The organism is Segeticoccus rhizosphaerae, assembly GCF_009192725.1.
Lineage (GTDB): Bacteria > Actinomycetota > Actinomycetes > Actinomycetales > Dermatophilaceae > Segeticoccus > Segeticoccus rhizosphaerae.
In genome coordinates, this window is record NZ_VOHR01000078.1 from 1 (window position 1) to 14,139 (window position 14,139).

Here is a 14,139-nt window from a genome sequence, read left to right on the forward strand (position 1 = left end):
GCCGCGGGCGCGGTGCTGTTCGTCGCCGGTGCCGCCTTCGCCGCTCACCTGGCCCGCGCCAGCCGAGCCCCCGGCTTGGTGCTCGGGGCGTACTTCGCCGGCGTCGGCCCCGGCATCGTGGTCTCGGCGTTGCTGGCCCCGCTGGTGCTCTCCCACCCTCGCGGGTGGCAGCTGGGCTGGCTCATCATGGGCGCGGTCGCCCTGACCTACCTGCCAGCGGTCGTCAGAGCGACCCGCGACCTCCGCGCCGTCGCTGAACCCAGCGTGGTCGCCACGGGGTTCTCCGCCTGTCGGCATGCGCGGACACTGCGGTGGGTGCTGGCCGCATTCGCGCTGTTCGGCCTCGGCTACGTGCCCTACATGAGCTTCATCGTCGCGGCCTACCGCGGCACCGGCGCGGGGCCGTTGGCGATCACCATCTTCTGGGCGGTCTTGGGACTTGCCGCGACCGGCTCCGGGTGGCTCTGGCAGCCGCTGATCGAGCGCACCCACGCCGGTGCACCGGTAGCCCTGCTGCTGGCCATCACTGCCCTCGGCGCCGTGCTACCGGTCCTTGCTCCCAACGCGGTCGGCATGCTCGCCTCCGCCGTCGTGTTCGGGGCCACGTTCCTGGCCGTCATCACCGCCGTCACCCAACTCATCCGTGCCGTGCTCCCGGAGCCCGCGTGGACTCTCGGGATCACCCTTGCCACCGTGCTATTTGGCTGCGGTCAAGCCGCGAGCCCTGCCCTGACGGGGCTACTCGCCGACGCCACCGCCACCCTCGACAGCGCACTGATCACCGCCGCCGCCACTCTCGCTGCGGGCGCGGCACTGGCGTCCCGACAACGCGGTGTTGGCGACACCCTGCCGCATCGTCCAAGTGACCATCCCCCTGCGGGGGCTTGCTACGGCAAGGTGACACAGGTAGCGGGTCGCGCCTTCAATCCTGTTGCTCCCGCGGGACATAACTCATCCGGTCGAACACGAGCCGGATCTCGACGATGTGGCCTTCCTCGACAGTGAAGAGTTCGCTGGCATGGGTCGTCGCCGTGATGGCCGTCTGCGGAAAGTACCAAAGGGCGACACGGTTCGCGTCCACCATCCGGGCGTGCTCGGGGGCACCGGTCAGCATCGGCACAAAGCCGGTGAGGTAACGTCGCCAGTCGTCCTTCGTGGTCACATTCTCGTCGGGCGCGAAGCAGCGCAGTGCGTCGGAGACGTAGGTCAGAGCCAGGTCGACGTCGCCGCTCGTCCAAGCCTCGTGGTAGGCCTGCACAATCGACGACGGGTCGTTGTCGGGCTTCGGCATTGTCTCTCCTTAAGACAGTGTGAGAAAGAGCTTCTCCATGGTTTGCTGGTCCTCCGCGTTGACGCCCTCCGGAGCACTGAGGCATTGGCGCATTCCGGAGGACACGATGGCAAACCCCGCGCGGTCGAGGGCACGGTTGACCGCGGCAAGCTGGGTGACGACGTCCTTGCAGTCGCGGCCTTCCTCGATCAGGCGGATGACGCCGCCGAGTTGACCTTGGGCGCGGCGGAGGCGATTGAGGACCGGTTTCATGTCGTCCGTGTTGAGCGTGACCATGGTGTTACTCCTGCGGCTGTAGCGAGGCCAGCGCAGCATCGAGCCGCTGGTGCGCCTCCTCGGCCACTGCTCCGAGAGAGGGGTTGTCCGTGACCTGCATCATCACGCCCGGGTTGAGTGCCTCCACGACGGTTTGCTGCGCGCCCAGGGAGCGGACCACGACGTTGCACGGGAGCAGCACGCCGACCGACGGGTCAGCCTCCAGCGCCTGATGCGCCAGCGCCGGTCGGCAGGCGCCGAGGATCACCTGAGGCGGCACGTCGACATCGAGCCTGGTCTTCAAGGTGGCCGCCACGTCGATTTCCGTCAGCACGCCGAAGCCCTGCTCGGCCAGTGCCACCCGGGTCTGTGCCAGGACTTTCTCGTGCGGCGCGTCCAGCGTGGTCGACAGGGCGTAGGACATCGGGACCTCCTCATGACTCGGTGATCGGGAATCGCAAACTCATCATACGCCCCGGGGTATGTCCTTGCGCCTCGATGTGAGTGGAGGAATGGAGACCAAGCCCGTACTGTTGGCATTGACACAGATACCCCATGGGGTATCTGTCCTGAGGTTGGAGGACCATGAGCACCCCCGAGATCATCACCATCGAGACACCCACGTTGGGTGACCGCAGCTATTTGGCGCACGACGGAGAGGTCGCCGTCGAGGTCGACCCGCAGCGGGACATCGACCGGGTCCTGGATGCCGCTGCCCGCACCGGGGTGCGGATCTTGCATGTGTTCGAGACGCACATCCACAACGACTACCTGACCGGGGGGTTGGCGCTCGCGGAGGTGACCGGTGCGGCATACCGCGTGAACCGGGCTGATGAGTTGTCGTTCGCCCGGGCGGCTCGGGCAGGGAGAGTGGGTCGTGGACCTGCGCACTCGCATCGCGTTCGCCGATGGGCACGTCCGGGGGTCGTTCAACATCGGGGTGGACGGAGAGTTCGCCACTTACCTGGGCTGGTTGATCCCATGGGGCACGCCGGTCACGCCGCTGGGCGCCTCGCCCGAGCGGGTGGCCGAGGCTCAAGGGGAGCTGGTGCGCATCGGCATTGACCAGTTGCAGGGAGCGGCCTTCGGCTCGCCGCGGGACTGGACCGATGAGCCACGGGCCAGCCATCCGCGCGCCCCGTTCGCCGACCTCGCGCAGGTGCGCCACCACCGGCCGGTGACCGTGCTGGACGTGGGGCGCAACGACGAGCACACCGCCAGCTGACGGCTGACCTCCGCCGTTCGCCCACCCTGACCCAGAGAAATCCCAACACCCTCCAGGAGGAGAAAACCATGTGTCGTGCCATCACCTGCCGCACCTGCGGCAAGACGACCTGGGCCGGATGCGGCCAGCACGTCGATCAAGTGCTGCGCGGTGTTGCCGCCGCCGATCGTTGCCCGGGCCACCCCAAGGAGCCCGGCCGAAGTCTGCTCGGTCGGCTCCTGGGCCGATGACCGCATGTGGCTGATCGGGACAGGACCCGCACACGGCCACGACCAGCTCCCTGCTCATCGTCGGGAGCCCCTCGCTCATCGCACTGGTGCCGCACGCACGGGCGGCCCGGGTGCGCGTAGGCCAGGGATTGGCCTTCGGCGTCCTCGGCATCGCCGGGTCCTGCGTCGGCTCGACCCTGTCCAGCTTGGTTCCCCCGCACCTGCTCCTGCTCGCCTTTGCCGCCCTGATCCTGTTTGTCGCGGTGCTGATGCTCCGCCGAGCCCATCGGCTCGCCATCGCTCTCAACAGCGGCACGTCGCATTCGCCCTGCTCCTGGTGGCCGTCTCGCTCTACACCACTGCACGCAGCGCAGCAGCACTGGTATAGCTGAAGTTGGCGCCCGGCCGACACGAGCAGTCTGGCCCTCGGCAGCGGTCGCCTACCGCGGTGGTCGGGCGACGGGACTACAGGGGGCGGACCGCCACAATGGCTCGGAGTACCTCCTCGAACACCGCGTAGCGCTCCTCGCCGACCAGTTCGGCCCAGCGGCGTCCGACTGCATTGCTGCTCGCCTGCGCCGTTTCGCTGGCCTGCCAGCCACGTTCGGTGGCGACGATGCGCTTGGCGCGGCCGTCGTCGGGGTCGGGCTCGAGCGCGATGTACTCCTTGGACTCGAGCTCGCGTACGAGATCGTTGACAGCCTGCTTGCTGAGCCCCAGCCGGGCGCCGAGCTCTGAAGGACGCAGGTTCGACACGAGCATGTCACGCAGGATTGGCATGTGAACTGGCCGCAGGTCCTCGAAGCCGGCGGCCACAAGCCGCGGATGAAGGAACTGATCGAGCAGCACATCGCCCGCCGAGATCGCCGGCGACACCGCTGCGGCGGTCAGCCTCTACACCGATGACGTCGAACACGACGTCATCGGATCGCCGACCGGGCCTTTGCACGGCCCGACGGCCGCACAGGGCTTCTACGACCAGCTCACTGCTGACTTGGCCACCGAGCTGATGACCCCGACGCGCGAACAGTACGGCGAGGACTTCTGCGTGGACGAGCCCAAGCCACCGCCGTCGTCAAAGGCGCATTCGTTGGCATCCCCGGCAACGGCCGCAGGGTGACATTCCGGATGCTCCACGTCTGGGACTTCGACGCCATCAGCCGCGAGCAGGTCTGGCTCGACGGGGCCGCAATCGCCGCACAGCTCACAGCCCCGCAACATGATGCCGCGGCCGCCGTGTTCGAGCCGGCATAAGCCCTGCCTGCATGGCGCCGCGGCCGGCCCGCAGCGGCGGTAGCACCGCAGCGGGATCCGCTCGCGAAGCACCGGGCGGTGCGTCGAGAGGTTGACATGCAAGCAGCTCCTTGCCTATGGTTCTCGGCGTGGGAGACGTCTACAAGGCCCTGGCGGATCCCACCAGACGAGCCATTCTCGACGAACTCGCGGAGCGCGACGAGCAGACCCTGTTCGAGCTCTGCGCGCGGCTGATCAGCAAGCACGATCTCGCGTCGTCCCGGCAGGCGGTCTCGCAGCATCTCGACGTTCTGGAGGACGCCGGGCTGGTCACCACACGACGCGAGGGCCGATACAAGTTCCATCACCTCGACCGGCGACCGCTCCAGCGGCTCGCCGGTCGCTGGCTTCAACTCTCGGAGGACCGTGAAGATCACCGTGACCAGTGTCCTGGTCGATGACCAGGCGAAGGCTCTGTCCTTCTACACCGACGTGCTGGGCTTCCAGAAGAAGACCGATGTCTCGGTCGGCGAGCATCGCTGGCTGACGGTCGTCTCGCCGGAGGTACCCGATGGCGTCGAGCTCCTGCTCGAGCCCGACGAGCACCCCGCGGCAAAGTCCTACAAGGCCGCACTCGCCGAGGACGGCATCCCGCTGGCGTCGTTCGGTGTCGACGACGTGGCCAGCGAGTACGAGCGGCTGCGTGGCCTTGGTGTCCGCTTCACCCAGGAACCCACAGCCATGGGCCCCGTGACCACCGCCGTACTGGACGACACCTGCGGCAATCTCATCCAGATCGCCCAGCAAACAACGCCGTGATCCCTGGCCGCCGAATCGCCGATCCGGAGCGGCGACCCTTCGGTGTGGACCGCAAAGGTCAAAGCGCGCCTGTCGCACCAGAAGCGACCTGAGGTAGTCCTCCATCTTGCCCCAACTGTTTCCTGGCCGTCGGTCCGGGTCATGCGGTCCCGCCCGGTCTGGTCGCGGAAAGCGAGGTTCATCCGCGCCGTCGTGACTCCATCCGTCTCGTGCAGATCGACGGTCTCGACGTCCCCCGCGTCGGGCCACCCTTCGAATAGCCATGTGTCGACGAGCCGGGACGGTCGCTCGATCTGCAGATAGGTGCCCCGGAATGAACACTCGGTGCCGTCGCTTGTCACGAACACGATGTGGTAGGTCCCACCGACGCGAAGCTCGATCTCACACACGGTCATCGTGTCCTCGAACGGTGCGAACGTCATCCAGTCCCGCACGGGCCGCAGCTGTTCGGGTTAGAGGCGGTACAGGCGGCGGCCATCCGCCCGGGACGTGACAAGCCCCACCGAGCGCTCGCCCGCGATCAGCGCATCGAGGATCTCGCGACGGTGGAGGTCGGCGACAGCGGTTATCTGGGTGGAAGAATGCCGCCGTGCGTCTGTTGCTCTTGTCGAACGGTGTAGTGCCGGGTCGCGGCTACCTGGCGCACGCGGTGCCGACCTTGCACCGGATGCTGAGGCCCGGCGACCGAGTCGCGTTCGTCCCGTACGCCCAGCACTTGACGGACCAGCACACCGAGCTGGTGGCCGCCGCCTTGGCTCCACTGTGCGTCGAACTGGTCGGCGTGCATCGGGGCACGCGGCCGCGATCGGTCGTCGACGCCGCGGATGCCGTCTTCGTCGGTGGGGGAAACGCCTTCAGGCTGCTGACCGCGTTGTACCAATACGACTTGGTCGAACCGATCCGCGGACTTGTCCACTCCGGTCGACCCTATGTCGGGTCGAGCGCGGGGACGAACGTGGCCTGTCCCTCGATCCGCACAACCAATGACATGCCCATTGCCCAGCCGCCGACCTTCGAGGCGCTGGGCCTCGTGCCGTTTCAGGTCAACCCGCACTACCCAGCGGACGAGGTGATGGCAGGTCACTTCGGGGAGAGCCGGGACAAGCGCCTCTCGGAGTTCCTTGAGGACAACGACGTGCCGGTCCTCGGACTCCATGAAGGCTCGTGGGTACAGGTCGAGGGAAAGCAGGCAACTCTCGGTGGTGTCGCCGGAGGGCGGCTGTTTCGCCGCGGTTCCGCGCCCACCGACCTGAGGGTCGGAACGGACCTGAGCCACCTCCTCTCCGTGGCGGGGCACTTCGACAACCCGGTCGGCTGACCCGCACGCCGGTCCCGACCCACCCGCGGTGTGACCGCGGCTGGGTCGGACGGCCGGTAGGAAAGCTCGCAGCACGCCGACCGCGATCGTCTGCTCACGGCCGAAAACGCGATGCCATCCGCCGAAGTGCTCCTCGATACCCGGAGGAGCAGCTCAGCCACCGCTGGGGGCCGAGCCCGGTCGGAACGAAAGCGTCACCACTGATCGGTCAGTACTACGGGACGTTGTCCTTCTCGAGCTGGATCTTGTACGCAAGTCGGATCATGGTGCCTGCGCCGCGCGAGGTGACGGGAACTGCCAACAGCCGTTCCAGGGCGGGCGTGGCATAGCTCGTCCGGGGACGCTCGTTCACCGAGACCGCGTGCTGACCATCCGCTTCGACCACACTGACCCTTCCGGAGCCAGGGGTCCAAGGCACTGGCTCGGGAAAGGTGGCTGGCCCGTCGAAGAGCGAGACCTCAGCGTTCGCCTCCGCGAACCCGCCCCTGATGAGGCGTTCCGATAGCTCGGTGACCCACCGGGCACTGCGGACGATGACCTTGTCGGCGTAGCCACACGCAGGGGTCAAGACGGTGACGACATCCCGGGCGGCCTGCCCGGGTCGCCTCGCCGTGAACAGCACGGTGCCGTTGGTCTGGAAGGAAAGCGCCACGCTCGCGCCTGCGGTGGCGAAGGCGTCGATCAGTTGCGGACGAGTTGGGCTCAGCCCCTGAGCCAGATTGAGGTTACGGAAGAAGGCGACCGACTCAATCATGCTCCACCGTACGACGAGACAGAGGGCATGAGGGCCCCCGTCCTTGACCTGCTGGCGGGTCTCTCGGGGTCGGGCTGTGGAGCCAGGAAAACCCGCACGACCCGATCCGCATCTTCGCGGTCAAACGGCCCAAACCACAAGCCGCCGACTACGACGCGATCCTTCGGCCAGCACCACGGCGGCCCGCGTCAGCCGAACTCGAGGTCACCGGAGGATGCCGCCTGTGCGAACTGGCGCTGCTGCTCCTCGGGAGTGGACCACGGCGTGACCGGCCTGGCAGCCGGCACGCCATCGATCACTAGGTCGGTGCGCTCGTTGAAGAAGCAGATCATGTCCCGAACCGGCTCCGCGTCCTGCAGGGGATCCGGATAGGTCCACCCGATCGCCTCCCCAGGCGCGCCTGCCCCGCCGATCGAAAAGTACGACGCGTGCCCCTTGTAAGCACACGTGCTCCGGTGCTCGCTCGGCTCCAACAGCTCCATCCGCACGTCCGCGCGCGGCAGGTACCACCGCGTCGGTAGGTGTGTTTCCAACAAAGCCACCGCCCGCCGCGTGTCGGCGAGCACGACGCCGTCGAAGAGGACCTGCACGTGCCGGTCCGAGCGCAATGTGTCGATCCGCTTGAACGGGTCATGCGGGTGCCCAACCGCCACCTGCGCCTCCTCCAGCCAGGAGAAGCGGGGGAAGTCCAGCAGCACATAGCCCACCAGCGCCTCATCCGACGGGCGAAAGGCCGCCTGGAGCAGCTGCTTTTCGCCCACCTGCACATCCAGTGGCTGCCCCGGGCAGCTGTGAGTCGCGAAGTCCTCCGGGCCGAGCACCGGAGGCAGCCCACCTGGTGCCTCTCGCACCGGCGCCCCGCTTGGAACCAGTCGGGCCTGCAACGCCCCCTCCGGAACGGCGTACACCGGGACGAGTCGGCGCGGCTCCCACACCAGCAGCGCCACCTGGGTGTCCACCAACAGCTCCTCGCCGTAGCGGACCCGCACCCTGCGCGCCGTCGGCTCGAAGCGCAATTGCGGCAAAGCGCCCATCAGGTACCCACGCATCTTCAGTGCCATGACCCCAGCCTCCGGCCTCCCGGACACCAAGGCAAGAGCACCATCGTTGGCGCCGCTGCCCAGCACGCAACCACCGCGGACCCCGGCCCACGTGCAGAGCGACCTCGCGGTCGTCCCAATGCCCTCTGCCTATGGCACATGATCGCCTCGCGGGCGGGTACTACCGGTGCGACCACCCGCCACGGCATCCTCAAGGAGAAGCCATGCCCCACGAACCCGTCCAGCAACCTCCCGCCACCGAAGAGGCGATGAAGAACAAGCCGGATCACGGCGAGGAGAGCTACCGCGGATCCGGTCGCCTCGAGGGAAAGGTAGCCGTGATCACCGGCGCCGACAGCGGTATCGGCAAGGCCGTCGCCATCGCGTATGCACGCGAAGGCGCTGACGTGCTGATCTCCTACCTCAGCGAGGACACCGATGCCGAGGACACCAGGAAGTGGGTCGAGGACGCTGGTCGCAAGGCCGTCTTGGTCCGCGGTGACCTCGCGGACGCCCAGCAGTGCCGCAACGTGGTCGAGCGCGCCGTGCAGGAGTGGGGCCGGATCGACGTCCTCGTGAGCAACGCGGCCTACCAGATGTCCCGCGAGTCGGTCGAAAGATTCCCGACGAGGAGTGGGACCACACGATGGCCACGAACCTCAGCGCGCTGTTCCATTTGGTGAAGGCGGCCGTGCCGCACATGCGCCCAGGCTCATCCATCATCGGGTCGTCGTCGGTCAACTCCGACACGCCGAGCCCGACGTTGATGCCCTACGCGGCGACGAAGGCCGCCATCGCCAACATGACCGCCAGCCTCGCGCAACTGCTGGGCCCCAAGGGTATCCGCGCGAACAGCGTCGCCCCCGGCCCCATATGGACACCGCTGATCCCCTCGACCATGCCCAAGGAGAAGGTCGAGAGCTTCGGTGAGGACACACCCCTGGGACGCCCCGGCCAGCCGGCGGAGCTCGCACCGGTGTACGTGCTGCTCGCCTCCGACGAGGCCAGCTACGTCTCCGGCGCACGAGTCGCGGTGACCGGCGGCCGTCCCATCCTCTGATCCGACGCACAAACCATGGGGCTGCCCCATCGGTACTCGAAGCTCTGCTGCCTTGCCGCGCTTAGCAGCATGGACCTGGCCGATGACCCCACCGACTGAGAACCGCTGCCTCGGCGTCCAGGGCCGCGGCACGATCGCGCTGCCTGCCGATGTCCGTTGATAATGAGTTGCGCTGCCGGTGGCGACGCGTCGGCGACCACGATGACTTCAAGAAGCCGTAAGCCACCTGACCGGTAGCCGATCGGTTAGCGGGCTTGTCGATCGAGCGCTGTTACGGGCCGCGGCGCTGGCGTAGGTTGCCTGAGTGATCAACAATCGCTCGGTTCCAACCGCGACGGTCATCCCCGTGCTGGTGTATCCCGACGTTCGTGCCGCGGTGACCTGGCTCACCGATGTCTTCGGCTTCGTCGAACGCGTCCGCGTAGGTGAGGCACACCGGTCACAGATGCAGATCGGGCTCGATGGCGCGATGATCGTCGCCGACGTCAGAGGCGAACAGCAACCGCCGCAGGCACACGCCACGACCCACATCATCAAGGTGCGCGTTGAGGACGTGGACGCCCAGTTCGAGCGTGCCCGCTCCTGCGGCGCGCGAGTACTGCAGGAGCCGACCGAGTATGAGTACGGCGAACGGGAGTCCACGGTGGAGGACCTGGCCGGGCACCGCTGGCAGTTCACCCAGACCCTACGCGACGTGGCTCCCGAGGAATTAGGCCTCGAAGGCACCGGTTGGCGCTAGGAGCGCTCGACGAACCGCCGCAATCAGGAACCCGCTTCCGGCGACGCTGCGCGGCACCAGCGAGTTGACCGGAGCCTCGACCGCGTTCTCGCATTCGCGCAATCGCTCGTGCTCGGTGCGCTGTCATCGCTCCAGGCGATGAGCCTGCGACACGGTCTGCGTGCAGGTATTCACGGCCGCGCCGGAGCAGTTCCCGCGCGCGCAGTTCCGCGAGCTGGCGCCCGCCCTGTTGTAGACCGCTCCCCTGTTTGCGGCCCGCCGAACTCTAGCCTCCGACGCCCGTTGCTGCTGAAGCCCTACCCGCGCGGCACGCGCCGTCCTCTACCCCAGCGTGAGCATTGCCTCGGCGAGCTCGCCGGCCGCAGAGTCGGGGATCGCAGTGGCAGCCTTCTCGAGGACGAGCAGCCGTGCGCCTGAAATCTCGCGCGCGATGGCCAGGCCGTTGCCGACCGGGAAGAACGGGTCCCGGCGGCCGTGGACGACGAGCGTCGAGACCTCGATCTCGGGCAGGCGTTCGCGCCAGCGGGGTTTGCAGTTGAGCTTGGCGAAGACCGTGCCGAGCTGGTTGGCTACCTGGGCCGGGGGCGCGGTACTTGGTGTGCGGTCCCAGATGCGCGCGGCGATCGCGCGTGCGGCGACGGGGTCGTCGCCGAGGATCTCCGCGCGGCCAGTGGCGAAGTCCGCCACGGCCTCGCGGTCGGACCAGTCGGGCATCGGGCGCGTGAAGAGGCGCTTCATCGTCGACTTGTCGTGGTCGGGCAGGTCAGCGTCGCACTTGCCCGGCGCGACCGCGCGGGTGCCGACCAAGGTGAGCGCCGAGAACGCGCCGGGGTGGTCGAGCGCCGCGGTCTGGGCGACCATCCCGCCGACTCCAATCCCTCCGAGGTGCGCAGGCCCACCGCCGAGCGCGTCGACAAGGGCCGCCGCGTCGGCAGCGAGGTCGCGCAGGGTGTAGGCGGGCGCTCCCGGGTCCGCCGTCGTCGACTCACCGCTATCACGCAGGTCGTAGCGGACCACGCGACGCCCGCCGGCAGCGAGGCGCTCGCAAAGCGCGTCCGGCCAGGAGAGCATCGTCGTGCCGCCCGCGAGCAAGATGAGTGGTGCGTCGTCGTCACCGAAGGACTCCATGCCCAAGGTGACCTGATTGGCGTCGATGGTGGTCATCGGTCGGTCAGCTCTTCAGGGCGGCGACAGTCGGCGCGGTCTTTGAGTAGCCGGCAGCCTCGACGATCTTGCCGTCGACGACCCGCATGACGTTCACGCCACAGACCGAGTCGTCGGGGCCGGGACCCCATATGTACCGCCAGCGGATGAGTGCCCACTCATCGCCGGTGTTGATGTCCTCCACCTCGAAGTGGCTGGTGCGGTCCTCTATGAGCGCCTTCCACGAGCTGAGCGAGGCGTCATAGCCCTCGTAGCGGGTGCCGTTGGGGGCGGGCTGGACGCTCTCCATGACACAGTCTGGGGCGATGATGTCTGCGAGGAGGGTGGCGTCCCGTTCCTGGAACGCCCGGTTGAAGCGGTCGATGACCTGGACGGTTGTCTGACTCATGTCAGTGGGCTTCAGCATCGCGGTCTCCTTCTTGATTGGGTTGATCTCGTCTCCGTCGGCACGGTGCCCCAGAGCGGTGTGAAGATAAGTCGTCGCTTGGTTAGACGGACCCACCACCTAGTTCTCATCGGTGGAGACGCGCGATCGGGCGATGGGTCACAAGTCCAGCGGATTCGTGAGAGTGGGTCCGAGGAGTGTCGCTTCCAGGACACCGGCGGCATCACTGTCGGAGACGGCACGCTCATCGGCTACGGCAGCACCCTGACAACGGTGACCGACTCATCGACCGGATTGCCCGTGAGCCGACCCAGCAAGGCCTGCACCTCCTCGGGCGAGCGGTACCCGGTGTTGAGCTCTGCGACGGTCCGCAGTGCCTCCTGGGCGGCGTCGTGCATGACCCCGCAGGCGGATCCACTTGCGGCACAATGCGATCCCGATCGCGTCCTGATGTGTCGATATGCCCACGTTCATCGGGGTTCGGAATCCAGGCGGATGCCGGTCAGACGGGAGTCTGCGCTAGCTGATGTCGTAGATTAGGTGCACAAGGTTGGTTCCGATCGGCTGGGTACTGACCAAGCGCAGGGATGCCCGAGCGGCCAGTCCGTCCAGGAGGTGCTCGCCGCCGCCGAGGATGTAGGGGTGCAGCGTGAGCCGGACCTGGTCGGCCAGGTGGTGGTCGATCAAGGTGCGCGTCAGTTGAGCGCTGCCGTACACGACGATGTCGCGTTCATATCGTTCCTTGAGTCGGGTCACCTCTCTGGCAACCTCGCCGCGGAGGATGGTCCCGCCGATCCACTCCGGCGTGTCCAGGGTGGAGGAGATGACGTACTTCGGCATCTCGCGCAGTCGCTCTGCCCACGCGCCCCCGCGGGTGTTCCAGCCGGCACCGGCGAAGAAGTGGTCGGTCCTCCGGCCGAGCAACAAGGCGTCCGCGCCGAGCGCCTCGTCATACTCGACCTCGGCCCAGGCCTCGTAGTCCTCAGGCGTCACTTGCGTGAACCAGCCGCCGCGGTCCGAGCCATCTTCGCCGATGGGGTCCTGGACGCCACCGTCCAGGCAGACGTTCTCACTCAGGACGAGCATGCCCATGATCTGTTCTCCTCAGGTAGTCCACACAGGTTTCGGTATTTCCCGTGCTCCGGTAGTGCAGACACCACCGATCCGGCAGATTGGTCGGCGGTGGACCGCCACGTCGGCGGCCCGCGCGGTGTCAGTACCTGTGACAGCGGCGACGCAGGAGGAGGACCTGTTGGCAGATCTGATCACACGGGCGCTGGCCGGTGACGAGGACGCGTTCCGTGCTCTCATCGAGCCGCATCGGCGCGAGTTGCACGTGCACTGCTACCGGATGCTCGGCTCGGTCGACGACGCCGAGGACGTCCTTCAGGAGACGCTCCTGGCCGCTTGGCGTGGGCTGTCGGGTTACGAGAAACGGGCGTCGATCCGTACCTGGCTCTATCGGATCGCCACCAATCGCTGCCTGAACGCGCTTCGTGCCGCGAAGCGGCGACCGGCCAGGAACTGGGATGTCACGGCTTTCGACCCGCCCGAGCCGACCCGATACGGCGAGGTGCCCTGGCTCGAGGCGCTGCCGGACGTGCTTCTCGAGGGCGCGTTCGACGTCCCCCTGCAACCAGAGGCACGCTACGAGCAGCGTGAGTCGATCTCGTTGGCCTTTATCACAGCGCTGCAGTTGCTGCCGCCGCGCCAAACAGCCGTGCTGGTGCTGCGTGACGTCCTGGGCTTTCCGGGCACCGAGGTGGCGGCGATGCTCGACACAACCGTCGAGTCAGTCGCCAGCGCCGTCAAGCGGGCCCGAGCAACGCTTGCGCAGCGCCGTCCTTCACGCACAGACAGCCCTCCCGCCGCTGGATCGCGAGCCGAACAGGCACTTCTCGAACGGTTCGTGGTTGCCTACGAAGCCTCCGACGTCGAGGCGCTCGTCGCGTTGTTGTCCGACGATGTGTTCGTGTCGATGCCGCCGATGCCGCAGGAATACCTCGGCCGCGAGGCCGCGACTCGCTTCCTCCGAACGGCCGTTACGGGCAGGAGCTTCGCCCTCGTGCCGACCCGGGCCAACGGGCAGCCGGCGTTCGGACTCTACGCATCACTCCCCAACCGACCTCGATCCGGCAGCGGTCTGATCGTCCTGGGGCTGGCGCGCGACCAGATCACCGCGCTGACTCGATTCGAGCCGGAGACGTTCCCATCCTTTGGTCTACCGGAGACCTGGCCTGGGTGAGAACTGCACCGGTACAGAGTCGCCATGCGGCGACGTTGCCAGACGGTCAGCGAGCGTCCTGTCAGGTGGTGGCGGTTCGCGTGGCGGTGACCACGGTTGTGGTGTAGCGCACCGTGACTCTTCCTCCCGCGGCGTCGATCGCGGCGCCGGTGTCAGCAAGTAGTTGTTCGATCTTGTCCGGTGGGAGCCGCGTGTAGAAGCCCCCGGTGGGCGGCCCGTCCAGGTATTCGTCGCGGGTGCAGAACTGCTCCCAGTCGAATCGCCACTGTTCTGGCTCGTCGAAGCGGCCCGCCTGGCGTATCCCATTGGCGCCGTTGGCGGCCAGTGTCGAGAACCCGTTCGCGCGGCCTGGCCTGCAGGCGGTCGGCGAGCGTGGCGGGCAGCACCCGGCGCGCGGCCGCG

At 67.5% G+C, this 14,139-nt stretch carries 19 protein-coding genes and 3 pseudogenes; 10 read left to right on the forward strand and 12 right to left on the reverse strand.

From position 1 onward, the window contains the following. Positions 1–1,005 (forward strand): YbfB/YjiJ family MFS transporter (locus tag FRW57_RS08680; protein ID WP_152185810.1); only part of this gene is annotated, 1,005 nt, incomplete at its 5' end. On the opposite strand, the gene FRW57_RS08685 is transcribed toward FRW57_RS08680, so the two are convergent. From FRW57_RS08685 to FRW57_RS08695, 3 genes are read right to left on the reverse strand one after another with little or no spacing between them, the layout of a single operon-like run. Then, positions 923–1,291: a nuclear transport factor 2 family protein gene (locus tag FRW57_RS08685; protein WP_137123502.1), complete on the reverse strand. Its 369-nt coding sequence runs from the start codon at positions 1,289–1,291 to the stop codon at positions 923–925. The genes FRW57_RS08680 and FRW57_RS08685 overlap by 83 nt on opposite strands. A gap of 9 nt (positions 1,292–1,300) precedes the next feature. Beyond that, positions 1,301–1,567, reverse strand: a complete 267-nt coding sequence (locus tag FRW57_RS08690; RefSeq protein ID WP_137123503.1) for a metal-sensitive transcriptional regulator — start codon at positions 1,565–1,567, stop codon at positions 1,301–1,303. Positions 1,568–1,571: 4 nt separating this feature from the next. Next, the gene (locus tag FRW57_RS08695) at positions 1,572–1,970 is read right to left on the reverse strand and encodes a DUF302 domain-containing protein (RefSeq protein ID WP_137123504.1); all 399 of its coding nucleotides are present in this window, start codon (positions 1,968–1,970) and stop codon (positions 1,572–1,574) included. A 453-nt stretch (positions 1,971–2,423) separates the two neighbouring features. On the opposite strand from FRW57_RS08695, the gene FRW57_RS23995 reads away from it, so the two are divergent. Together FRW57_RS23995 and FRW57_RS08705 are read left to right on the forward strand one after the other, a co-directional pair. Then, positions 2,424–2,771 carry a hypothetical protein gene (locus FRW57_RS23995; RefSeq protein WP_202911727.1) on the forward strand — a complete coding sequence of 116 codons (348 nt, stop codon included), beginning with the start codon at positions 2,424–2,426 and terminating at the stop codon, positions 2,769–2,771. Positions 2,772–3,036: 265 nt separating this feature from the next. Further along, positions 3,037–3,372: pseudogene (locus FRW57_RS08705) on the forward strand (TSUP family transporter); the annotation flags it as partial. Between the two features lie 73 nt (positions 3,373–3,445). On the opposite strand, the gene FRW57_RS08710 reads toward FRW57_RS08705, so the two are convergent. Continuing rightward, a complete protein-coding gene (locus FRW57_RS08710) occupies positions 3,446–3,856 on the reverse strand; it encodes a MarR family winged helix-turn-helix transcriptional regulator (protein ID WP_152185811.1) in 411 nt (136 codons plus the stop codon). Between the two features lie 252 nt (positions 3,857–4,108). Here FRW57_RS08710 and FRW57_RS24765 point away from each other — a divergent pair, with 252 nt between their 5' ends. The 3 genes from FRW57_RS24765 to FRW57_RS08720 all read left to right on the forward strand — a co-directional run bounded on the left by FRW57_RS24765 (position 4,109) and on the right by FRW57_RS08720 (position 5,032). Further along, positions 4,109–4,234 carry a hypothetical protein gene (locus FRW57_RS24765; protein WP_275263125.1) on the forward strand — a complete coding sequence of 42 codons (126 nt, stop codon included), beginning with the start codon at positions 4,109–4,111 and terminating at the stop codon, positions 4,232–4,234. Positions 4,235–4,362: 128 nt separating this feature from the next. Further along, complete coding sequence (locus tag FRW57_RS08715; protein ID WP_203230265.1) at positions 4,363–4,674, forward strand: ArsR/SmtB family transcription factor; 312 nt, start codon at positions 4,363–4,365, stop codon at positions 4,672–4,674. Next, on the forward strand, positions 4,640–5,032 hold the full coding sequence (locus tag FRW57_RS08720; RefSeq protein ID WP_152185813.1) for a VOC family protein: 393 nt from the start codon (positions 4,640–4,642) through the stop codon (positions 5,030–5,032). The genes FRW57_RS08715 and FRW57_RS08720 overlap by 35 nt, the downstream gene beginning before the upstream one ends. A gap of 152 nt (positions 5,033–5,184) precedes the next feature. On the opposite strand, the pseudogene FRW57_RS25030 reads toward FRW57_RS08720, so the two are convergent. Then, positions 5,185–5,454, reverse strand: a pseudogene (locus tag FRW57_RS25030) (SRPBCC domain-containing protein); the annotation flags it as partial. Between the two features lie 167 nt (positions 5,455–5,621). Here FRW57_RS25030 and pepE point away from each other — a divergent pair. Continuing rightward, complete coding sequence (pepE, locus tag FRW57_RS08730; protein WP_137123380.1) at positions 5,622–6,350, forward strand: dipeptidase PepE; 729 nt, start codon at positions 5,622–5,624, stop codon at positions 6,348–6,350. Positions 6,351–6,564: 214 nt separating this feature from the next. Here pepE and FRW57_RS08735 read toward each other — a convergent pair whose 3' ends face one another. After that, positions 6,565–7,104 (reverse strand): DUF1697 domain-containing protein, encoded by a 540-nt coding sequence (locus tag FRW57_RS08735; protein ID WP_137123379.1) that lies wholly within the window; start codon positions 7,102–7,104, stop codon positions 6,565–6,567. Between the two features lie 188 nt (positions 7,105–7,292). After that, the gene (locus FRW57_RS08740) at positions 7,293–8,165 is read right to left on the reverse strand and encodes a DUF427 domain-containing protein (RefSeq protein WP_152185815.1); all 873 of its coding nucleotides are present in this window, start codon (positions 8,163–8,165) and stop codon (positions 7,293–7,295) included. A gap of 203 nt (positions 8,166–8,368) precedes the next feature. Between FRW57_RS08740 and FRW57_RS25035 the strand changes: the two are divergent. Next, positions 8,369–9,204: pseudogene (locus FRW57_RS25035) on the forward strand (SDR family oxidoreductase). A gap of 304 nt (positions 9,205–9,508) precedes the next feature. Beyond that, positions 9,509–9,943: a VOC family protein gene (locus tag FRW57_RS08750; protein ID WP_137123376.1), complete on the forward strand. Its 435-nt coding sequence runs from the start codon at positions 9,509–9,511 to the stop codon at positions 9,941–9,943. A gap of 321 nt (positions 9,944–10,264) precedes the next feature. On the opposite strand, the gene FRW57_RS08755 is transcribed toward FRW57_RS08750, so the two are convergent. From FRW57_RS08755 to FRW57_RS08770, 4 genes are all read right to left on the reverse strand, one after another. Then, on the reverse strand, positions 10,265–11,107 hold the full coding sequence (locus FRW57_RS08755) for an alpha/beta fold hydrolase (RefSeq protein ID WP_137123375.1): 843 nt from the start codon (positions 11,105–11,107) through the stop codon (positions 10,265–10,267). Positions 11,108–11,114: 7 nt separating this feature from the next. Beyond that, the gene (locus tag FRW57_RS08760; RefSeq protein ID WP_202911712.1) at positions 11,115–11,513 is read right to left on the reverse strand and encodes a nuclear transport factor 2 family protein; all 399 of its coding nucleotides are present in this window, start codon (positions 11,511–11,513) and stop codon (positions 11,115–11,117) included. A 230-nt stretch (positions 11,514–11,743) separates the two neighbouring features. Further along, the gene (locus FRW57_RS23105; RefSeq protein WP_162308275.1) at positions 11,744–11,890 is read right to left on the reverse strand and encodes a hypothetical protein; all 147 of its coding nucleotides are present in this window, start codon (positions 11,888–11,890) and stop codon (positions 11,744–11,746) included. Between the two features lie 121 nt (positions 11,891–12,011). After that, positions 12,012–12,584 carry a dihydrofolate reductase family protein gene (locus tag FRW57_RS08770; RefSeq protein WP_152185816.1) on the reverse strand — a complete coding sequence of 191 codons (573 nt, stop codon included), beginning with the start codon at positions 12,582–12,584 and terminating at the stop codon, positions 12,012–12,014. Between FRW57_RS08770 and FRW57_RS08775 the strand changes: the two genes are divergently transcribed. Then, positions 12,583–13,737 carry a sigma-70 family RNA polymerase sigma factor gene (locus tag FRW57_RS08775; protein ID WP_152185817.1) on the forward strand — a complete coding sequence of 385 codons (1,155 nt, stop codon included), beginning with the start codon at positions 12,583–12,585 and terminating at the stop codon, positions 13,735–13,737. The genes FRW57_RS08770 and FRW57_RS08775 overlap by 2 nt on opposite strands. 61 nt (positions 13,738–13,798) lie before the next feature. On the opposite strand, the gene FRW57_RS23110 is transcribed toward FRW57_RS08775, so the two are convergent. Beyond that, on the reverse strand, positions 13,799–14,139 hold a 341-nt coding region (locus FRW57_RS23110; protein WP_203230266.1), incomplete at its 5' end, for a hypothetical protein.